Origin of the sequence: Corynebacterium sp. HMSC062E11 (genome assembly GCF_001811845.1) — a bacterium.
Lineage (GTDB): Bacteria > Actinomycetota > Actinomycetes > Mycobacteriales > Mycobacteriaceae > Corynebacterium > Corynebacterium hesseae.
On record NZ_KV806784.1, the window covers coordinates 42,123 to 63,542 of the forward strand.

Sequence of the window (21,420 nt, forward strand, 5' to 3'; positions counted from 1 at the left end):
CATGAACACCCGCGCTATTGTCCCCATCAAGCTCTCCCTTTCTGAGGGCGATTTTTATACCCTATGGGCGCCAAAGTGGCGCCAGAACGGTTCCGAGTGGCAGGCCTTTCTCGGTGACGACGAATCCGTCCTGCTCTTTAACACCGAAGCCGAGATGCTCTGCTTCCTCGAATCCGGCACGAAGCACGACTTGCTCGACCACCCGAAGTGGGAAGCCTTTAATTCCCAAGCGGCGGACCGTGTCGTGCCAGAAAAGAAACGCGTCTACGACCTCATCGGCATGCCGAAGCACCTGGCCGGCCGCCCCAGCCACGAGAACGTGTCCACCGTCGCACGCTGCCTGGAGATTGCACAGGCACTAGCGGAGGTCTGCGCCGCGGAACACACCGTCATCTTCTTCGCATCGCACTCCATCCTGCGCAACCCTGCCCGCGGAGCCGATCACTACGCCGGTGAACAGGGCATGAGTGAGTGGTCCGGCGTGGGCCGCGTTATCCACAGCAACTGGCGCTCGGTCATCGAAGACCTCGACAAGGTGGTCAAGGTCGTTCCTTCCTCTGACTTCACCCAGGATGCAACCACCAACGCCGCCACCCGCATCTCCGCCGCCAGCGAAGCAGCAGAGGAAGCCCGCAAGAAGGCCGAGGAAGAGCGCAAGGCCGCCGCAGAATCCGCCGATCCTTATGACAGCTCCCCCTGGGCAGCCGCGGGCATCGACCCGGTGAAGATCACCGCCGATCAGAGGACGGTCTACACCCTGCGCACCTACCTCGACGGCAAGCCGGTTTTCTTGGGCAAGTGGGGCGAAATCTTCACCTTCCCCAGCTCCAAGGTGCTGGTGCGCTGGATCATGGAAAACGATGACCACGACCTAGCAAAGGTATCCACCTGGGAGGAAGTCGTTGCCGCAGCGAACGCTGGTGAGCTCGAGGTCACCGTTCACCCGGATAACCAGTACAGCTTCTACGGCATTGTCCGCGATATTGAAAAGGGCCCCGAATCCGTTGATACGGACCAGATGAGCCGTTGCTACGAGGTCTGCGCAGATGCCGCCGACTGGGCCGGGGATGACTCCATCAACTCCTACATGCTGCAGAACCCGCGCTTCCAGGACTACCTGGGCTACATGCTGGGTTCCACCGAGCACGCAGGCTACGTGCCCTCCAAGCCCTACACCGAGCACGCGGAGTCCTGGAAGGGCCTGGAGGAAATGCTGACGAAGCGCTTCTCCCGCTTCTAGTTTTTACTCGGAAGACTCGCTGTCTTCTTCCGCTTCGGAAGCGTTCACATCAGAAGCGTCTTCCGCGAATTCCGGATCCGCTAGCTCCTCGTAGGCGGGTAGGATTTCCTGCTCGATGAGGCGCTGGCGGTCTTCTTCACTGGCAAAAGAGTTCTCAATCGCCTTGATAGTGAGATCGAAGAACTCCTCCAGCCCATAGCCGAAGGTCTCGCTCAGGGCCAGGAAAACGTCACTGAGCTTCTCGCCTGCCACGGTGCAGGTAAAGCCAAGCTGCTGCAGCAGCGGCAGAGGATGGTCAGCCAGCTCCTCTGCGGGCAGCTCCTCCAGCGGCGCGAAGGTCAACGCGATGCGGCGATCCCGCACCCACGCGGATGCCTTGCCAGGGCGAACGCCGTCGAGATCAGCGCTGAAGTCATCGACAAGATCAGTGGCGTGCACAAGGCGTGTCGCACCCGCCTGCACAGCCACCACGGCATCCTCATAGGAGGCAACGTCCCGCTCCCACGGGATGAAATCTGCGCGGAGCTTCTCAGCCGCAGACAACTTTGTCAGCGCAGCACCGGCAACGCCTTCGCCTACATCCCAGCTATTGGCATCGCCCTCAACGATGAGGCGAGCATCAATTCCGGGAACGTCGAGTCCTTCCCGCGCTGCAGCGAGCGCCTCGGCGGCACCGAAGGAGAAAGCACTGGGGCGCAGGCGGAGCTCGGCGTAGACCACGTGGTCGCTGGCAAGCGCCTGCACAACAGCGTGCGTGGCCGCGCGGAGCTCCTCTGGGGTGGAAGCATCCGTGGGCAACGGCGCCAAGAGCGTCACCTTGGGCAGGCCGGCGAAAATCTCAGCGCCGGAGTCTTTATTTTCGGGGCTAATCAGAGGTGCGTCATGCATGAGGATCATCCTAGGACGCGGTCTAGGATTAAGCACGCTATGAAACATGTCCCCGCGATCCTCACTGCCCTCGCCTTGGCCGCGACGCCGCCCGCGTTTGCAGAAGAGGAAGAGTCCTCATCGCCCACGCGCACCACCGCGCCGGATACCGACTCCTGCCCGCATTCCCTTGTTCCCGAGGAACCGACGACCACCTCTGAGAGGTTGGCACCTGGCCAGGAAGCGCCCACTCCCCTTCCCGCGGTTGAGGGCGCTGCGTGCGGTGTGACAGCCCCGCGCGGTTTTCGGGTCAATAAGGACGTTGTGGCTTCGGCGTGGATGGTTAGCGACCTGGATACTGGCGAAATCATCGCCATGAAGGATCCCAACGGGCGCTACCGCCCAGCCTCCATCATCAAGGCGCTGCTGGCGCTCGTGGTCATCGAAGAGCTGCCCCTGGACCAGCGCATCACCGCCACGCTTGACGACGCCTCCGTCGAAGGCTCCGCCGTCGGCCTCGGCCCCGATGGTGTCTATACCGTGGAGCAGCTTTTACAGGGTCTACTCATGGCTTCCGGCAACGACGCCGCGCACGCCCTCGCGCAGGCTGTTGGCGGGGATGAGAAGGCGCTGGAGAAAGTCAACGCGAAGGCACAGGAGATTGGCACGCGCTCGACGGTGGCGGCGAGCTACTCCGGTTTGGACGCGGCAGGCATGTCGACGTCCGCGGCGGATATCTCGTTGATCTACCGCGCGGCTTTTGCCAACGACACCTTCGCGCGCATCGTCGATACCGAGCACGTGGAGTTTCCCGGCTGGGGTGACATGCCCGGTTATGAGCTGTGGAACGACAATGGGCTCTTCCTCAACGACCCGGACGGTATCGGCGGCAAGACGGGCTATACCGAGGACGCGCACCATACCTTCGTCGGCGCGATTAATCGCGGCGGGCGCCGCCTGCAGGCGGTCCTCCTCGATACAACCGTCGAGCATGGTTTCCGCGCTTGGGAGCAGGCGCAGATGCTTCTCGACGAAGCCTCCGACGTCCGCCCCGGCGATGGCGTAGGGCTTGTGGATGATTTCGCGGCTGGACAAGAGGAGCCCTCGGAATCTGCACCAACCACCCCGGCTCCTACCACGCCGTCCACGCCCGCCACCCCGGAGGCGACTGCGGGGTCTTCATCCTTTGGGGACTCGCAGGGCTGGATTGGGTGGCTCGTGGCAGGGCTCGTCGCTCTCCTGGTCGTAGTGGTTGCTACTTTTTCACTACTTCGGCGTTAGCCATAATGTCGTGCTGGCCGCGCAGCGCATTCTTCGGACCAATCGTGGTCACCACGTACAGGGCACCAAAGAAGGCAATGAGCGGGCCGATGAGCGGCACGAGGGAGGCCACGCGCCACCAGTTGCGCTTGATGCTCTGCTGCCAGGTGAGCTTGTTGTGGGTGGTGACATCGCGCACCGTGTATCCAGCTATCAGCTTCGCCGGCGTTGCCCCAACTAGGACTTCGAAGCAGATGTAATAGGCCACCGTGATGATCCCCGAGAAACTGGTGAGCCAGACCTCATTGAGAGTGGAGTTGTACACCCCGACGCTTAGCAAGAGGGAGACACCAATCGCCGCAATGACGTAGTCGATGACGGCCAAAAGCACTCGGGTACCGGGAGTAGCGCGCGGGGCGTCCTGAACAGGCGCGGCGGGTGTGGCAGCATGATGGTTCTCGCCCCAGCGGCCGGTAGTGGCGTAGTCATCGAGCTGCGCCCACGTGAGCCGAGCACCTGATTCCATCATTTGGTCATAGCTGGCTCGGGACGAGGGCTCGCAGAGAATGCGGGCGGCAACGGCGAGTTCCTCGCGTTCGGAGTCCTCGGGGAGGTAGCCGAGGCCTTCGAGGTGGGCGTCAGCAGCCGCTAGCTGCACGCTGAGCTCGCGTGAGGTCGCGCGCGAATCCAGGGTGAAGTGCGCATAAAGGTTCGGGGCAAAAGACGCTGGTAGCATCCCGCCCTACTTTCGCCGCAGCAGGGCCCACGCACCCGCGGCGGCCGCACCAAGGGCAGCACCGGCGCCCAAGGTCACGCCCGTGTTCGGGCCCTGGCGGATCTCGTTGCGGACGCGGATGACTGCCTGATCCGGAACCGGCGGAACCAGCAGTTCGAGAGATTCTTCAGTAGTAGCCGTCCATGCGGAAACATAGAGCACGACGCGCCAGACCAAGTACATGACCACCATGAGGACGATCACCGGGCCAAACACGGCACCGGCTGGGTTGCCTGCCGCGGAGGACATGATGACGGTGGACAGCTGTTTGATGGCCTCAAAGATCACAGCGCCGATAGCCGCGCCCTTCAGACCAGACTTGGTGGGCACCTTCGTGCGCGGCAGGAAAGCCACCATCCACCAGAAGACGAGGAAGTTAGCGATGAGACCGATCACGATGCCGGCGATAACCAGCACCGTTCCCATTCCTGGGAAGGACTCGATACCAACCCACTCGAAGATCTTTTGGGTCAGTCCGGAGGAGCCCGCCGCCGTCACGCCGAAGGCGATAACCATGGCCACGAGCAGGCCGATGAGCCCCAGCAGGTCGCTGAGCTTCTTGGTCACAAAGTTGCCCGGGGCGTCAGTCGGATCCTGCATCCACATCGCCGAAATGCCGATGCGCAGGTTATTCATCCAGCCGAGCCCAGACCACAGGGTGGTGAGGCCACCGATGCCGTACATCGCACCGCGCTGTTCAATCGCGGTATGGAGAAGCTCCGTAATCGAATCCCCCAGATCGCCCGACACGGCGTTCGCGATCTGCTCTTCCAGTTGTTGCATGAGATCGGGGCGATTGGCCAACACGGTGGCGATGGCTGCCACCGTGAGCATGAAGATGGGGAAGATAGCAAGAACCGAGAAATACGTAATTCCGGCCGCGAACTGGTTGCCGCCTTGGCTACCGTAGCGATCCAGCATCTTCATGATGTGGTCGATAAAACCGGACTTCTCGCGGACCTTATCTACCGCTCCCGGCTCATCGGCATAAGCACGCTCGATGCCGTAATCATCGGTCTTCTTCTCATCGGGTTGAGTCGTTGGCGCCACAGGCTTTCCCCTTTTTATGAATTACAGAAATAAGTTACAGAATCCTCTACACAGTCTTCATCATGCTAGCCAACTCAGCCGCGACGCGCGGGGAGAAAGCCCACCGCCTCGTAGACCTTGTCCACGAGCGGGGTGGCAATCTCCGTGGCGTGCTCGGCGCCCTTGGCCAAAATACGCTCCAACTCGCCGCGGTCTTCCATGAGCTCGTCGTAGCGAGCCTTCAGCGGAGTGGTGAAAGCCTCAAGTGCTTCCGCCGTGTCCACCTTCAGGTGGCCATAGCCCTGGCCCTCGTACTTGTCCACGAGGTCCGGGATGCTCTCGCCAGTCAGCGCGGACTGAATGGCCAGCAGGTTGGACACACCGGGCTGCTTCTCGCGGTCAAAGGCCACCACGCCAAGGTCATCGGTCACCGCGGACTTGATGCGCTTGGCGGAGGTCTTGGGAGCATCGAGCAGGTTTACGATGCCCTTCGGGTTTGCGCCCGACTTCGACATCTTGGCCGTTGGCTCCTGCAGGTCATAAATCTTGGCCGAGCCCTCCGGAATGAAGGCCTCCGGCACGCGGAAGACCTCGCCGTACTTGTTGTTGAAGCGCTCCGCCAGGTTGCGGGTGAGCTCAAGGTGCTGGCGCTGGTCCTCCCCCACCGGCACATAGTGCGGGGAATACAGGAGGATATCCGCGGCCATCAGGACGGGATAGGTAAAAAGGCCCACGGACGTGCGGTCCTGGCCCTGCTTGAGGGACTTGTCCTTGAACTGGGTCATGCGGGAGGCCTCACCGAAGCCGGTCAGGCACTGCAAAACCCACGTCAGCTCCGCGTGTGCGGGGACGTGGGATTGTACAAAGAGGGTGGATTTCGCCGGGTCAATACCCAATGCGATGAGCTGCGCGGCGCCCGCCACGGTGCGGTGGCGCAGCTCCTCCGGATTCTGCTCCACCGTGATGGCGTGCAGGTCCGGGATGAAGTAAAAAGCCTCGTGGGAGTCTTGCAGGTCAATCCACTGCTTGAGCGCTCCAAGGTAGTTACCCAGGTGATAGGAGTCCGCCGTGGGCTGAATGCCAGAGAGGACTCGAGAAGCGGAGGTCGATGCAGAAGTGGAGTCAGTCATGGTTGATCACTCTACTCTGCCGCCTCCGCCGGGGAGGCGCTGCGTCGATTAAATCTTGCGGGAGGTCGGGCTAATGACGTCCATCATGACGGCAAAACCGGCCACCATGAACGCGCCGCCAACGCCCTGGAGGACGATCGGGCCAAGGAAGGCAAAGGACGGTCCGACGATGGTCCACCACCAGATACCCAGGGCAAGCAGAATAGCGCCGAGGACAAAGTAGATGATTGCGCGGGTCATGAGCATCTCCTGCGAAATAGAAAGGACGTTAAGACGGGATTATCGTACCACTACTTGGCGTGGGCTACTTGTACTCCACCAGAAGCGGAGAGTGATCGGACCAGCGCTCCTCCACCGTCGGCGCCTTCTCCACCCACGTGCGCTGCGCGCGCTCCAGCATGGCCTTCGTGGCAGCCTGATAGTCAATGCGCCACCCGGCGTCGTTGTTGAAAGCCTGGCCGCGGTAGGTCCACCAGGTATAGGGCCCCTCGGCCTCCGGGTGCAGGCGCCTGGCGACGTCAAACCATTGCGGATCCTTGGCCGCCTCCCAGGCGGTCTTGGTCTCGTAGTCCACCACGCCGAGCCAGTCCCCAAGCCCCTTCTTCTCCTGGGGCTCATCATCCGGGAAAGAGCCAAAAACGCGGTCCATGAAGGCTCGCTCCTCCGGCAAGTGTCCGGACTTCTTCTCGTTGGGCTTGTTGTTCTTCAAGTCCTGGGCGCGGTGGCAGATGTTCCAATCACCGCCGATAACAGACTCCGGATACGTCGCGGCCATCTCATCCAAAACTTCAGAGAATTCATCCAAGAAAAGGTACTTCTCATCCTGCTTCGGGGAATCAGTATCGCCGGAGGGCAGATACAAAGAGGCCACGCGCACGCCTTCCACGGTGGCGGCGATGAAGCGGCCGGATTCGGCGAAGGAGCCGAAGCCCACGGCGACGTCGCCAAGCGCGTGCTTCGATAGGATTCCCACACCCGCGCGGCCCTTGGCGGCGGATTCGGCCTGCACCAGGTTCCATCCGGCCTCCAGGGCTGGGGCCAGGGCCTTCTGGGTCTGCTCGGGGTTGGCGCGCACCTCCTGCATGAGGACGACGTCGGCCGGCGTGGTCTCCAACCACGCGTTCATACCCGGGTTGTTCTCATTGCGCTGTTTGCAGGCCGCGCGGATGCCGTTAACGTTGACGGAGGCGATGGTGAAACTCATGCCGGCCAGTCTAACTCTGTTCAATAATCTTCACGGAAGGGCCGCGGCGGCGCTTGTCCCACATGGTGATAACCCAGGTGATGCAGCCGGCCACCGCCAACCCCGCACCAGCGAGGGCGGTGGAGTTATAGGAATAACCTGCGCCCACGACCGCACCGCCGATAGCAGCACCCGCCGCATTGGCGATATTGAGGGCCGACTGGTTCAAGGCCGCCGCGAGGGTCTGCGCATCCCCCGCCACGTTCACCAAGCGCAACTGCAGGGAAGGAACGAGGATGGAGCCGAAGAAGGCCAAGACACCAAAGGCACTCGTGCCCGCCCAAGCGTTGTGGGCCAGGAAGTAGAAGGCCACGGACACACCGACCATGCAAATGAGAGCAAAGATGATGCCAAATTCCAGGTTTCGGTCCGCCAGTGCACCGCCAGCGACGTTGCCGACAGTCATACCGATGCCATAGGCCATGAGCACAATCCAGGTGCGGTTCGGATCCATGCCGGCGACCTCCGTCATGGTCCACGTGATGTAGGTGTAGACGGCGAACATGCCGCCAAAGCCGACGGTGCCGAGGAACACGGTGAGCAGGACCTGGCTGTTCTTCAACGCGCCGAGCTCGGTGAACATATCCGTTTCCGGCATACGCGTCATGTGCGGGAAGAGGAAAAAGAGCAGCACCATCGTTAAGGCTGCAAGGACCACGACCAAGTAGTAGGCCGAATGCCAGCCCAGTCCCTGGCCTAGGGCTTGGGCTGCCGGTACACCGATCACGGTGGCAACGGAAAGGCCCATGCCCACCATCGACATGGCAAAACCTTGCTTGCCCGGTGGGGCCATCGAGGCCGCCGCCAGATTAGCTACGGAAAAGTATGCGCCATGCGGCAGACCCGCAATGAAGCGCGCCACCAGCAGAACACCGTAGTTCGGGGCCAGGGCCGTCAGCAGGTTACCCACGAGTAGAAAGCCTATGAGCAGGATAATCAGTCGGCGGCGTGGAAGTTTGCCCGTGAGCGCCGCAATCACTGGCGCGCCCACGACGACACCAAGCGCATAGACGGCGATAACCACCGACGCCGTGTCTTCCGTAATACCGAAATCATCCGCGATGAGTGGCAGCAGGCCCATCGAGGTGAACTCGGTGGTGCCGATGGCGAAGGCACCCAGCGCCATGGCGATCATCACGATGGTGCGGCGCGTCGCGGAGATTTCCGTCTGGCGCGGGACGGGACGGCGTTGGATACTGGTATTCATCGGTTTCACGGGGGCAGACCTTAGTACTCTCGCCGCGTTGCTCGTAAGTCCAGCCGGAAAGGTTGTGCCAAATACACAGACCTCCCCCACTGGTGGTGCGAGTCACAGGGGGACCGGCACCGCGAGAAAATAAGACAGGTATCCTGTGAGGTTGAACAGTTTTCAACTTCTTTAGGAGAACCATGGCAAAGATTATCTGGACCCGTACCGACGAGGCGCCGTTGCTGGCGACCTACTCCTTCAAGCCAGTCGTGGAGGCCTTCGCGTCCACCGCAGGCATCGAGGTGGAAACCCGCGACATTTCCCTAGCCGGCCGCATCCTGGCCCAGTTCCCGGAGCGCCTTGGTGACAAGAAGGTCTCCGATGCCCTGGCTGAGCTCGGCGAGCTGGCCAAGACGCCGGAAGCCAACATCATTAAGCTGCCGAACATCTCCGCTTCCCTGGTGCAGCTGAAGAAGGCCATCGCTGAGCTGCAGGCAGCCGGTTTTGATCTCCCGGAGTACGAAGAGGCTCAGGAGAAGTACGACGCCGTCAAGGGCTCCGCTGTGAACCCGGTTCTGCGTGAGGGCAACTCCGACCGCCGCGCCCCGATTGCAGTCAAGAACTTCGCTAAGAAGAACCCGCACAAGATGGGCGCTTGGTCCGCTGATTCCAAGACCAACGTGGCCACCATGGACGCTAACGACTTCCGCCACAACGAGAAGTCCGTCATCATGCCGGAGGAGGACACCCTCTCCATCGTTCTGAAGACCGCCGAGGGCGAGCAGACCCTGCTGGAGAAGCTGCCGGTCCTCAAGGGCGAGGTTATCGACGGCACCTTCATGTCCGCCAAGGCACTCGATGAGTTCCTCAAGGCACAGGTTGCCCGCGCCAAGGAAGAGGGCGTTCTCTTCTCCGCTCACCTCAAGGCCACCATGATGAAGGTTTCTGACCCCATCATCTTCGGCCACGTCGTGCGCGCTTTCTTCGCTGATGTCTTTGAGAAGTACGGCGAGGAGCTCGAGGCCGCTGGCCTCAATGGCGAGAACGGCCTGGGCGCTATCTACGAGGGCCTGGACAAGCTGGAGAACGGTGCTGAGATCAAGGCCGCTTTCGACGCCGCGCTGGCCGCGGGTCCGGACCTCGCGATGGTCAACTCCCACAAGGGCATTACCAACCTGCACGTTCCATCTGACGTCATTATTGACGCCTCCATGCCGGCCATGATCCGCACCTCCGGCCACATGTGGAACAAGAACGACGAAGAGCAGGACACCCTCGCCGTCATCCCGGATTCCTCCTACGCCGGTGTCTACCAGGCTGTCATCGAGGATTGCAAGGCTAACGGTGCCTACGACCCGACCACCATGGGTACCGTCCCGAACGTCGGCCTCATGGCACAGAAGGCTGAGGAGTACGGCTCCCACAACAAGACCTTCAAGGTGCCGGCTGCGGGCACCGTTGAGGTTCGCAACTCCAAGGGTGAGGCTCTTATCTCCCACGACGTGGAAGCTGGCGATATCTGGCGCGCCTGCCAGACCAAGGACGCCCCGATCCAGGACTGGGTCAAGCTGGCTGTCAACCGTGCCCGCCTGTCCGGCATGAAGGCCATCTTCTGGCTCGACCCGGAGCGCGGCCACGACGCCAACCTCATCGAGCTGGTCAAGAAGTACCTGCAGGATCACGACACCGAGGGCCTGGACATCTCCATCGAGGATCCGGTCACCGCAACCAAGATTTCCGTGGAGCGCATCCGCAAGGGCGAGGACACCATCTCCGTGACCGGTAACGTCCTGCGTGACTACAACACCGACCTCTTCCCTATCCTGGAGCTGGGCACCTCCGCGAAGATGCTGTCCGTGGTTCCGCTCATGGCTGGCGGCGGCCTGTTCGAGACCGGTGCCGGCGGCTCCGCTCCGAAGCACGTCCAGCAGGTTCAGGAGGAGAACCACCTGCGCTGGGACTCCCTCGGTGAGTTCCTGGCCCTGGCTGAGTCCTTCCGCCACGAGCACAACACCAACGGCAACGCCAAGGCTGGCGTGCTGGCCGCAGCGTTGGACAAGGCCACCGAGACCCTGCTGGATGAGGGCAAGTCCCCGTCCCGCAAGGTAGGCGAGAACGACAACCGCGGCTCCCACTTCTTCCTGACCCTCAACTGGGCCAAGGAGCTGGCTGCGCAGACTGACGACGCCGAGCTGGCCGAGGCCTTCAAGCCGGTTGCTGAGGCCCTCGAGGCCAAGGCTGGCGAGATTGAGCAGGCGCTTCTCGACGTCCAGGGCTCCCCCGTCGACCTCGGCGGCTACTACGCCCCGAACGAGGAGAAGCTCAACCAGACCATGCGCCCGGTCGCTGCCTTCAACGAAATCATTGACGGCCTGAAGAAGTAATTCTGCGCTAGGCGCTTAACAAAAGACCGCTTCGTCTCCTCCCCGGAGTTCGAGGCGGTCTTTTCTTGCTTCATTAACCACAAACAGGCCTAAAACAGCACTCCGCGACGCTATTTTTACCCGTTGAGCTGCGAAGACTTTTTCTTGACTGTTTCTTGCTTCTCGCGCATACTTTTACTCATGACTCCCATCAATACTGCGCCTGAGGAACAACTTGTAGCCCGCGTGAAACGGTTTACAACGCTTCCGGCTGAGCTACCGTGGCTCGAGTTCAAGGTAAACAAGCTATCCTCCGGCGCGGAGATTGCGAAATATGCTTGCGCCTTGGGAAATTCGGCGCGCCTGCATGATGAGCCTGCGGGATATCTCGTGTGGGGTGTCAACGACGACCGAACCATCGTCGGGACGACCTTTAATTGGCAGCTCACCAAAGGGAAGGGAAACGAGGATCTCCTTCCTTGGCTCAACCGCGTCATTAGCCCAGCCCCTGAACTGACCTTCGACGAGATCACGGTTGATGGACATCTCGTTGTGCTTCTGCGCATCCCCGCCGCATTGTCCGCCCCGTATTCCTTCGAAGGGAAGCGGTATTTCCGCAAGGGCAGCTACATGAAAAACCTCATGGACTTTCCCAATGAGGAACGTCAGCTCTGGCAAAAACTCAACCAGTTCGAATTTGAGAACACAGTAGTGGCCGAGGGCCTTGAGCCCGAATCGATTACCGACCTGCTTGATCCTGAGGCTTTCTTCCTTAATAGACCGGAACTCCCACATACGACAGGCGCCGCCCTCATCGACACGTTGAGGAGCGCCAAAGCCATCTCCTACTCACACGAGCAAGGCTGGCATATTCCGGCTTGGTCCGCGCTCATGTATGCGCGCTCTCTTCAGGACTTTCCGGAGCTGCGCGGGCGCGCTCCCCGCGTCCTACATTTCAACGGTCCTTCACGCACGGAGGTGGAACGAGAATGGGAATTCACCGAAGGCTATGCGTCTTCCTTCACCCACATAGTCACGCTCTTCAACACCATTCGTCCAGGTGGCGAACATATTGATTCCAGTGGTAAGCGCGTAGTGACTCCGTTGTTGCCAACGGTAGCCTTCCGCGAGGTGCTAGCAAATGCGCTCATGCACCAGGATCTTGAACAGCGTGGCCGGTTCTTAACCGTGGAGATTTTCAGCGATCGGGTCGAAGTAACCAACCCAGGCACCCCGCTTATCGACCCCCAACGGTTCATTGACTCGGCGTCCACCACACGCAATACCCATCTCGGTGAAGCTTTACGTCTGGCGCATTTTGTCGAGCAACGCGGAAGTGGCTGGGATAAAATCGTCTCTTCACTCGAAGCCGAGCACTTCCCACCTGCTCTCATTCGCGCCAACGGAAGTACCACCGTCTCCCTCAGCGCCTACCGCCCCTTTGCGCTGATGACTATGGAAGAAAAGACCCAAGCCGTCTATCAACACGCTTGCCTTCGCTTCCTCGAGAACCTCCCCGTTAACAATTCCTCAATCCGTCAGCGCTTCGGGCTGAAGAATTCACAAGCCGCTCAGGCCACACGCCTGCTTGCCGCCACCGTCGAGGAAGGACTCATCCATGCCTACGATCCCAACGCCGGTCCGCGTTCGTTGCGCTATGTTCCGTTCTGGAGCGAATAGGGATCGCTTTCTTGCTTCATTAACCACAAACAGGCCTAAAACAGCACTCCGCGACGCTATTTTTACCCGTTGAGCTGCGAAGATTTTTTCTTGACTGTTTCTTGCTTCTCGCGCCTTATCTCGCGGGATTTTCATCCTTTGAGCACCGAGGACCCCAGTTAGTTAAAAAGTTTTTCAATACCTGGGAACCGAGAAACCCTCGCCTCCGACTACTAGTGCAGTTGATATCAGCACCTGTCCATCGCCCCTCCTGAACGCCCCGCGAACGTTCAGCAGAGGCCCTAATCAATAGACCCCGAAAGAGCACTACTTATGAGTCGGACGGCTCTGCGATCCTTCATTCAACGCATCCACTTTTATGGCGGCATGTTCGTCGGCCCCTTCATCCTCATCGCGGCATTGACCGGCTGTCTTTATGCCGTGGCGCCCTCCCTGGAGAAAGTGGTCTACCACGACGTATTGACGGTGCCTACCGTGGAGAATCCGCTGAGCTTGGAGGAACAAATCCAGGCCGCGCAGCAGGAACACCCCGACATGCCGGTCACGCAGGTCTGGCCGGCCACGACACCGACGGATTCCACGCGCGTGCTGGTCTCCGATGAAAGCATCGACGAGAGCCTGCAGCGCACCGTCTTCATCGACCCCGCAACCGCCAAGGTCATCAGGGACTACCCCACCTACTCGGGCCTAGGCGAGATGCCGCTGCGCCGCTGGATTTCCTCCCTGCACGAAAGCTTCCACCTGGGCAAGGTCGGTGAGCTCTACTCGGAGCTAGCCGCTTCGTGGTTGTGGGTCATGGCCTGTGGAGGCCTCTACATGTGGTGGATTCGCCGCCGCCCGAAGAACAAAGCAACCGCGAACGCCGCACAGCAGCAGCCTAAGCGCTCTGCCCGCTGGAAGGCCACCCGCCTGCATTCCACCGTCGGGGCTTGGATATTCATCGGCCTTCTCGGCTTGTCTGCCACCGGCATCACCTGGTCCGGTCTGGCCGGAGGGAACGTCGATTCCCTCGTCGAGCGCATGCACTGGAAAGCCACTCCCATCAACACCGCCCTGCACGGCACCACCGCTGAAACGCATGAGCACACCGGGCATGAAGGCCACGAGGGGCATGGGGCGTCGGCAAGCGCGAGCGTGGCTGCCGACGCCGAGCGTGTCCTCGCCACCGGCCGCGCCGAGGGACTGACCGGACCGCTGCGCCTGTACCCGCCAGAGGACGCCCACTCCGCCTGGCAGGTCAGCGAACGCTGGGTAGAATGGCGCACCACCTCCGATGCAATTTCGGTAGATGGCACCACCGGCGAGGTCATCGACCGCCAGCCTTTCTCCAGCCTGCCGCTGTTTAGCAAACTCAGCAGCTGGGGAACCTACCTGCACATGGGGATCATGTTTGGCCTTCCACTGCAGATCGCGCTGCTCGCACTGGGCCTCGCCACCGCCGCGCTGGTGGTGCTGGGCTACTACATGTGGTGGAAACGCCGCCCGCGCTTCCTCCCGACTGCCCACTTCTCCTGGGCCGCCACAGGACTGGGCGCGCTATTCGCCGCCACCGTCGGAGTCTTCCTGCCGCTCTTAGGAATCACCTTGGCAGCTTTCCTGGTTCTCGATGTCATTCTGGTGAACCGTGCCACAACCCAGCGCAAGGAACGCACGCCGGTCCCGGTCGGATAGTTTAGTGAAAGCGATCACATAGGGCGGAGCTTATTAGGTACGGTAGTTTCTTATGACTAACCCACTGCTGACTCCCTCCACGCTGCCCTACCAGCTCCCGCCGTTTGCGAAGATCAAGGTCGAGCACTACCGCCCCGCCTTCGACGAGGCACTCTCGCTTCACGACGCCGAGATCGCCTCCATCACCGACAACCCCGCCGCCCCCACGTGGGAAAACACGGTGGAGGCGCTCGAGCGCTCCGGGCAGGACCTCGACCGCGTTATGGCGGTCTTTGGCAACCTCTCCGGCACGGACGTCACCGAGGAGATGGAGGAGATCGCCGCCGACATCTACCCGCGCTTGTCCGCGCACTATGACGCGATCTACCAGAACGAGGTGCTCTACGCGCGCATCAAGGAGGCCACGCCGCCTGCCGACGACGCCGAAGGCCAGCGCCTCCACGACCACCTCCTGCGCACCTTTGCCCGCAAGGGCGCCGACCTCGACGCGGCTGGCAAGGCCCGCCTGTCCGAGATCAACCAGCGCCTCTCCGCGCTCTCTGAAGAATTCGGCCGCAACCTCATGGCGTCTACCCGCGAGCGCGCGGTCTCCTTCACCGAGGAAGAACTCGAGGGCCTGCCCGCCGAGCGCATCGCCTCCGCCAAGGCCGACGCCGAGGCGATAGGCCGCGAGGGCTATGTCATCCCGCTGGAGCTGCCGACCGTGCAGTCCGAGCTGAGCCGTCTGGCGCGGGAGGATGCGAGGGGGAGGTTGTATGGGGCGTCGGCAAGCAGAGGCTCCGAGAACAACATCCCGGGTCTCATCGAGGCCGTCCAGCTGCGCGCCGAGCGCGCCGAGCTGCTGGGCTTTGCCACGCATGCCGACTACGTCATCGCCGAGGAAACCGCCGCGACTGCCGACGCCGCCCGCACCATGCTCTTCGACCTCGCCCCCGCCGCCGCGGCCAACGCCGAAGGCGAGCAGAAACTCCTCGCGGAGGAAGCAACGCTTAACGGTCAAGGTTTTAGCGCCGCGGACTGGCCTTATTGGGAATCCAAGGTCCGCGCCCGCGACTTCTCCCTCGATGAGGAAGAACTGCGCAAGTACTTCCCGCTGGACCAGGTCCTGGAGAAGGGTGTCTTCGCCGCCGCCGAGCGCCTCTACGGCATCACCGTCACCCCACGCGATGACCTCGAGGGCTACGCGGAGGGGGTTCGCGTCTGGGAGGTGATTGACAGAGACGTCAATCACGAGAGTAAGGGGATCGGCCTTCTTCTTACTGACTACTTCGGGCGCCCCACCAAGCGCGGCGGCGCGTGGATGAGCGAGTTCGTGGGCCAATCCCGGCTGCTGGAGCGCAAGCCGGTCATCGTCAACGTCATGGGCATCACCAAGCCCGCCGACGGCTCGCAGCCGCTGCTAAACATGGACGAGGTCCGCACCGTCTTCCACGAATTCGGCCACGCCCTGCACGGCCTGCTTTCCGACGTCCGCTACCCCACCTTCGCCGGCACCAACGTCCCGCGCGACTGGGTGGAGTTCCCCTCGCAGATCAACGAGAACTGGGCGCTCGATGAGAGACTGGTCAAGGAATACGCCCGCCACGTGGAGACCGGCGAACCTATTCCGGACGAGCTTCTCGCTGCCATCTCCGCCGCCTCCGAATTCGGCCAGGGATTCGCCACCTCGGAGTATCTGGGGGCATCGATCATCGACCTCGCATGGCATTCCCTGAGTGCTGCCGAGGCTGCCAAGTTGGAGGCCACCCCGGAGGCCGTCGCCGAGTTTGAAGCCGAGGCCCTACGCGCGGCCGGGCTGGACAACGAGCTCATCGCCCCGCGCTACCGCTCGACGTACTTCAACCACATCTTTGCCGGTGGCTACTCCGCGGGCTACTACTCCTATCTCTGGGCCGAGGCACTCGATGCCGATGGTTTCGAGTGGTTCAAGGAGCAGACCGACCTGCGCGCGGCTGGCCAAAAGTTCCGCGACGTGATCCTGTCGAAGGGCGCATCCCGCGACTTCACGGAGGCCTACCGCGAATTCCGCGGCCGCGACAAGGACGTCGCGCCGCTGCTCAAGCGCCGCGGCCTGGCCGGCGCCTAGTCCCGACTAGTTATCCACAGATTTCGTCAAATGGCGAGTTGGGGGCTTGGCGGCGGGATGGAGCGCTTTTAGGCTGCGGGGTATGAGATTGCAGACGTACTTCGCCGCCCTCGGCCGCGCCATTGACCTGGTGGCCGAGTGCGCGGGCCTGTCTGAATCTGACTTGGTGGCCCTCGGCGCCGCGCCTGCCGACGCCACCGTGTTCCTCTCCCTCCACCACACCTACTTCGGGCACACCTCATCGACGAAGAAGCAGCGCACGGCCGTGGAAGCCGCGCGCCGGCGGGGACACGGGCTGGTGACCTTGCAGCTTATCGAGCACTTCGTGGCCAAAGTTCGGGACCACAACAAAGCATGGGATTTGCGCGTGGAGCTGTGCCAGACCAGCGCGGAGCTGGTGGAAAAGGTAGCTCGCAAGCGCCTGCGTCAGATGCGTAAGCCCCGCACGTATGCCGAGCGCGCCAAGCTCACCCAGCATGGCAACGGCCTTGCCACGCTCACGGTCACCGCGGACTCGCTGCAGCTGACCGGCGTCTTCGAAGGCATCGACCAGGAACGCCCCGGCGAGAGTTTCCTGGAGAACCTGGAGGGCGGTGGCATCAAGACTGAGCTTGCCACCATGGCGGTCCTGCAGCTCGATGACTATGCCGAGCTGCTCAAGGGCAATACGGAGAAGGACGGCGAGGAGTTCATCGTCCGGACGACCAGTGGTTCGACGATGACCGGATCGCAGCTGGTGGAGCGCGCTTTGCTGGACAAGGGGATCATCGTGGCGGTCAGCCGCGAACACGGTCCGCTCGATGTCTTCCGCTTCCAGCGCTTCGCCACCGCCAAGCAGCGTCTTGCCTTGGCCGCGGAGAATCCCTGCTGCGCCTGGGAGGGCTGCAAGGTTCCCTTTGAGAAGTGCCAAATCCACCACATTAAGGCTTGGGCCCGCGGCGGGCCCACCAACATCCTCAACCTGGTGCCGCTGTGTCCGTACCACAACGGGGTCAACGACGACGACCCCGATGCCCCGCCCTCGCGCGGCCGCATGGATCGCGTCGGCGGGCGGGTGGCATGGATCCCGCCATACGACGCCGCGCCGGTCTTCACCAGCGCCTTCAACTAGCCAGCCTTCAACTAGCCACCGCGCCCACCTTGGCAGCACTCATCTTGGCAACGTATAGCCGGGCAAGGTGCATGATTGTCCCGAACCCCGCAGGAAATCACTTCCTCGCGGGGCCTTCGGCGTGCCGACTTACCTCATGGAACTGATCATCCGCTCAAGCCTGTCCTGCAGGAATTTTGGCCGTGCCGGTTGGCCGGGCGGGCGGGCGGGCGGTTTAGCCGGCGTTGCGCAGCGCGGTGGCTAGCCCGTTCATCGTGACCTGGATGGTCTTGGATACCAGGAACTGGTCGTCGCCGCGGCGGTAGCGGCGCAGCAACTCCAACTGGACGGCGTTGAGCGGAAGCAGGTAAGGATAGCGCCGCTTGAGTGAACGTGCTTGGCGCTGATTCTCGCTCACCAGATCCGCGTTACCGGTGACCTTGAGGTAGACCTCGCGGGTGCGCTCAAATTCCTCGGATATCAGGCCGAAGATGCGGTCTGCGGTGTCCTTGTCGTCGACCAAGTTGGCGTACAGACGCGCCAGCTGCATCTCCGCCTTGGCCATGACCTGCGCCATGTTGGCGAAGACAGAGCGGAAGAAGGGCCACGTGCGGTACAGCTCGCGCAGCTCCTCCCAGCGCTTTTCTTCTCCAGCTCCGGTATCTGCTCCAGCCTTCTCGGTCACTGCTACATCCGCTGTGGCATTTACCGCTCTTGCTGTACCTCCGGAGGCTGTCGATCCTCCGGAGGGTTGCTGAACCCACGCCGTCACCGCGCTGCCCACGCCGAACCAGCCCGGAATGTTGGTGCGGGACTGCGACCACGACAGCACCCAGGGAATCGCACGCAAATCCGTAATCGCGGTGGTCTGCTTGCGCGAGGTCGGGCGCGACCCCAGGTTAAGCTCGCCAATCTCGTGCAGCGGGGTGGACTGGGTGAAGTAGGTGATGAACCCGGGGTCGTCGACAAGCTGGCGGTAGGCCACGCCACTCAACGCCGCCAGCTCGCGCATGATCTCGTAGGCGCGCTCCGGATCCGTAATGGGCTCGGTATCCAACAACGATGCCTCCAGCGCTCCGGAAACAAACGCCTCCAAGTGGCGGCGCGCAGTCTCCGGCGCACCATACTTCGCAGAAATCACCTCTCCCTGCTCGGTGATACGCACCGAACCCGACACCGCGCCCTTCGGCTGCGCCAAAATCGCGTCATACGTCGGGCCACCACCGCGGCCCACCGCCCCGCCGCGACCATGCGCCAGCCGCAACTCCACGCCGTGGCGCGCGCAGAGCTCAACGAGGGCCAGTTCGGCGTCGTACAGCGCCCAGTTCGCCTGCAAATAACCGCCGTCCTTGTTGGAATCCGAATACCCCAACATCACCTCTTGGACATCCCCGCGCGAGCGCAGATGCTCGCGGTACACGGGCACCTGCCACAGCTTCTCCAGGATGCCGGCGCCGGCCTTCAGATCCTCGATGGTTTCAAACAGCGGCACCACATCGACCTCGCTCAGTCCCACCTCCTTGAGTAGCACCATCGGCTCCAGAATGTCGGAGACCGTTCCCGTCATGGAGATGATGCAATGCGACACCGACTCCGGCCCAAAGTCCCGCACAGCGCGCGCCGCCGCACGGAAGATGCCCAGCTCCTTCGCGGTATCCTCGGTGAATTCCTTCTCAGCACCGGGGAAAAGCAGCGGCCGATTGGTCTGCAGCTCGCGCACGAGCAGCGCGACCTTCTCCTCCTCCCCCAGCGCGCGGTAGTCCGGGGTGATGGTAGCCGCGGCGAAAATCTCGGTGAGGACGTTCTCGAAGGACTCCGAATTCTGGCGCATGTCCAGCGTCGAAAGATGGAATCCAAACGTGGTTACCGCCGAGCGCAATCGAGCCAAGCGGTCATCGGCGATGATGTCGTCATTGAACTGGCGCAGCGAGCGGTCGATCACGTCCAGGTCACGTTTGAGTTCCTCCGGCGACGCATAGGCGCTTGGCGACGCCTCCCCTTCCAACCTCGCCAGCACCTTCTTCCGGATGCCGAAGATGGCCCGGCGGTAGGGTTCGTCGACGCGGGATTTTTCGTCGTTGTGGGAGGCGTCGGCAAGCGCGCCCAGCTCTTTGGAGCTGGAGGAATAGCGGTCTGATAGGGAGAGCTCGCGCTCCAGCTCGCCGAGCTCGTCGGCGTAGTACTGCAGCACCGTCGCCGCGGCCTTGCGGGTGGCATAGGTCAGGGTGTGCTCGTCGACGTACGGGTTGCCGTCATGGTCGCCGCCAATCCAGGAACCGGGACGGACAACGGGGGAATCGGGCAGCTGCTGGCCAAAAGTCTCGCGCATGGCGTGGCGGATGGCACGGTTGAGTGCAGGGACCTGGTCGAGCAGCGACAGCTTGTAATAGCGCAGGCCGACGTCAATCTCGTCTTCGAGGGTGGGGCGGGCGATGCGAATCAGCGCGGTCTGCCACAGCAGCGTCATGCGCAGATACATTTCCTTCTCGATTGCCGCCATGTCGCCACCGCGGTGTGATTCCTTGAGGAGAGTCTTGATGCGGGTTTGCGTATCAAAGACGGTGCGGCGGCGGGTTTCGGTGGGGTGCGCGGTGAGAACGGGGGCGACGTGCGCGCCGCGGATGACGGAAGAGGCGTCGGTTGGCGTGACGCCTTCTTCCTTGAGCTTGGCGAATGTCTTGCGCAGGGAGACGGGCGCTTCAACGGACTCGTCATCCAGATCCTCTACGAGGTTGGCGATGAGCGCGAAATAGCTGAATGCGCGTGCCACGAGGTTGACCTTGGTGATGTCGAGATCGCGGAAGATGGCGACGAGGTCTTCGGGCTTTGCATCGCCGTGCGCCACGTCGAAGGCCATGCGGCGGGTCGATTCGACGAGCTCGAAGACGTCCTCGCCTTCCTGCTGCGCGATGACCCGCCCGAGCACCCGGCCGAGGAAGCGGATATCTTCGCGGACTTGTTCAGGGGCGGGTGTGCTCACGGCAAAGTGCCTTTCTGGGCGTGATGTGTTCAGCTGGCACATCTCAATGTAGCCCAGATCACTATTGGGCGATAGTTATTTAAGGAAAGAGCTTCCGGGCAGAATTAGTTAGCGAACGAAGCAAGCGAGCCACGCGGCGTGGAGGCGCGAGTCGCCGTTTTCTTCCGGATGGAAGCTCAACGCCGTGACGCATCCTTGGCGCACGCCCACAATCACCTCGCGCCCCGCGGCAGGACGAGTTCGTGCCCCAGTACCACTCCCCTCACCGCTGACCTCAATGTCAGGTGCAGGGAGGGGCACGGTGGCGATGACCTCGACGCCCTCGCCCGCGCGGGTAACGATGGGCGCGCGGATGAAGCTCGCCTCGATGGCTAGAGGCTCGCCGACCTCTGAGGCATTTACGCCGGATCTCTGGCCCTCCATCGCGACCGGCACGGTGCGCTCCTCAGAGAAGCGCTGGTTGCCGAAGGCGTTGCGCCGCACGGAGACGTCGATAAGCCCCAGCGCCTGCTGGCCCGGGGCGGGGTTTTCCAGCTCGCGGGCGCTGTAGATGAGCCCCGCGCAGGTGGCCAAGACCGGCAGCCCATTTTCGACGGCGCGGCGCAGCGGCTCAGCGACGCCAAAAGAGCGCGCCAGTTTATCGATGGTGCTCGACTCGCCGCCCGGCAAAATGATTCCGTCCAGCCCGTCGAGATCCTGCGGCAGACGCACCCGGCGCGTTGCAGCGCCGAGACTCTCCAGCACAGCGATGTGCTCTTCCACTCCACCTTGCAGCGCGAGCACTCCGACGAGCGGTCGCGTCGCTGTGTTCATCGCG

Annotated in this window: 16 protein-coding genes; 7 read left to right on the forward strand and 9 right to left on the reverse strand. The window is 62.2% G+C overall.

The window, feature by feature from the left end; translation table 11 throughout:
* Window position 1: 1 nt before the first annotated feature.
* Complete coding sequence (locus HMPREF2822_RS04255) at window positions 2-1,240, forward strand: hypothetical protein (protein WP_070446405.1); 1,239 nt, start codon at window positions 2-4, stop codon at window positions 1,238-1,240.
* 3 nt (window positions 1,241-1,243) lie between these two features.
* On the opposite strand, the gene HMPREF2822_RS04260 is transcribed toward HMPREF2822_RS04255, so the two are convergent.
* Window positions 1,244-2,128, reverse strand: coding sequence for an amidohydrolase family protein (locus HMPREF2822_RS04260; RefSeq protein ID WP_198530952.1), 885 nt, complete (start codon window positions 2,126-2,128; stop codon window positions 1,244-1,246).
* Between the two features lie 39 nt (window positions 2,129-2,167).
* On the opposite strand from HMPREF2822_RS04260, the gene HMPREF2822_RS04265 reads away from it, so the two are divergent.
* Window positions 2,168-3,388: a D-alanyl-D-alanine carboxypeptidase family protein gene (locus HMPREF2822_RS04265; protein WP_070446409.1), complete on the forward strand. Its 1,221-nt coding sequence runs from the start codon at window positions 2,168-2,170 to the stop codon at window positions 3,386-3,388.
* Here the strand turns inward: HMPREF2822_RS04265 and HMPREF2822_RS04270 are convergent.
* The 6 genes from HMPREF2822_RS04270 to HMPREF2822_RS04295 form a co-directional block, all read right to left on the reverse strand.
* Complete coding sequence (locus tag HMPREF2822_RS04270; protein WP_070521398.1) at window positions 3,363-4,103, reverse strand: RDD family protein; 741 nt, start codon at window positions 4,101-4,103, stop codon at window positions 3,363-3,365. The genes HMPREF2822_RS04265 and HMPREF2822_RS04270 overlap by 26 nt on opposite strands.
* Before the next feature lie 6 nt (window positions 4,104-4,109).
* On the reverse strand, window positions 4,110-5,192 hold the full coding sequence (locus tag HMPREF2822_RS04275; protein ID WP_070521401.1) for a YhjD/YihY/BrkB family envelope integrity protein: 1,083 nt from the start codon (window positions 5,190-5,192) through the stop codon (window positions 4,110-4,112).
* A gap of 74 nt (window positions 5,193-5,266) precedes the next feature.
* The gene (trpS, locus tag HMPREF2822_RS04280; protein WP_070446415.1) at window positions 5,267-6,301 is read right to left on the reverse strand and encodes a tryptophan--tRNA ligase; all 1,035 of its coding nucleotides are present in this window, start codon (window positions 6,299-6,301) and stop codon (window positions 5,267-5,269) included.
* 48 nt (window positions 6,302-6,349) lie between these two features.
* Complete coding sequence (locus HMPREF2822_RS04285; RefSeq protein ID WP_049157254.1) at window positions 6,350-6,541, reverse strand: hypothetical protein; 192 nt, start codon at window positions 6,539-6,541, stop codon at window positions 6,350-6,352.
* 64 nt (window positions 6,542-6,605) lie between these two features.
* On the reverse strand, window positions 6,606-7,505 hold the full coding sequence (locus tag HMPREF2822_RS04290; RefSeq protein WP_070521404.1) for an exodeoxyribonuclease III: 900 nt from the start codon (window positions 7,503-7,505) through the stop codon (window positions 6,606-6,608).
* 10 nt (window positions 7,506-7,515) lie between these two features.
* Window positions 7,516-8,751, reverse strand: a complete 1,236-nt coding sequence (locus HMPREF2822_RS04295) for an MFS transporter (protein WP_198530955.1) — start codon at window positions 8,749-8,751, stop codon at window positions 7,516-7,518.
* A 182-nt stretch (window positions 8,752-8,933) separates the two neighbouring features.
* Here HMPREF2822_RS04295 and HMPREF2822_RS04300 point away from each other — a divergent pair, with 182 nt between their 5' ends.
* The 5 genes from HMPREF2822_RS04300 (at window position 8,934) to HMPREF2822_RS04320 (ending at window position 17,644) form a co-directional block, all read left to right on the forward strand.
* Window positions 8,934-11,117, forward strand: coding sequence for an NADP-dependent isocitrate dehydrogenase (locus HMPREF2822_RS04300; RefSeq protein WP_070521410.1), 2,184 nt, complete (start codon window positions 8,934-8,936; stop codon window positions 11,115-11,117).
* 180 nt (window positions 11,118-11,297) lie between these two features.
* Complete coding sequence (locus HMPREF2822_RS04305) at window positions 11,298-12,776, forward strand: RNA-binding domain-containing protein (protein WP_070521413.1); 1,479 nt, start codon at window positions 11,298-11,300, stop codon at window positions 12,774-12,776.
* Window positions 12,777-13,088: 312 nt separating this feature from the next.
* Window positions 13,089-14,447 carry a PepSY-associated TM helix domain-containing protein gene (locus HMPREF2822_RS04310; protein ID WP_070521418.1) on the forward strand — a complete coding sequence of 453 codons (1,359 nt, stop codon included), beginning with the start codon at window positions 13,089-13,091 and terminating at the stop codon, window positions 14,445-14,447.
* Between the two features lie 52 nt (window positions 14,448-14,499).
* Window positions 14,500-16,533 carry a M3 family metallopeptidase gene (locus HMPREF2822_RS04315; RefSeq protein ID WP_070521420.1) on the forward strand — a complete coding sequence of 678 codons (2,034 nt, stop codon included), beginning with the start codon at window positions 14,500-14,502 and terminating at the stop codon, window positions 16,531-16,533.
* A gap of 82 nt (window positions 16,534-16,615) precedes the next feature.
* The gene (locus HMPREF2822_RS04320) at window positions 16,616-17,644 is read left to right on the forward strand and encodes an HNH endonuclease signature motif containing protein (RefSeq protein ID WP_083306811.1); all 1,029 of its coding nucleotides are present in this window, start codon (window positions 16,616-16,618) and stop codon (window positions 17,642-17,644) included.
* Between the two features lie 214 nt (window positions 17,645-17,858).
* Here HMPREF2822_RS04320 and ppc read toward each other — a convergent pair whose 3' ends face one another.
* Window positions 17,859-20,603 (reverse strand): phosphoenolpyruvate carboxylase, encoded by a 2,745-nt coding sequence (gene ppc / locus HMPREF2822_RS04325; protein WP_070521423.1) that lies wholly within the window; start codon window positions 20,601-20,603, stop codon window positions 17,859-17,861.
* Between the two features lie 108 nt (window positions 20,604-20,711).
* Entirely contained in the window at window positions 20,712-21,416 is a 705-nt protein-coding gene (gene pdxT, locus HMPREF2822_RS04330; RefSeq protein WP_070521607.1) for a pyridoxal 5'-phosphate synthase glutaminase subunit PdxT, read from the reverse strand.
* Window positions 21,417-21,420 lie beyond the last annotated feature (4 nt).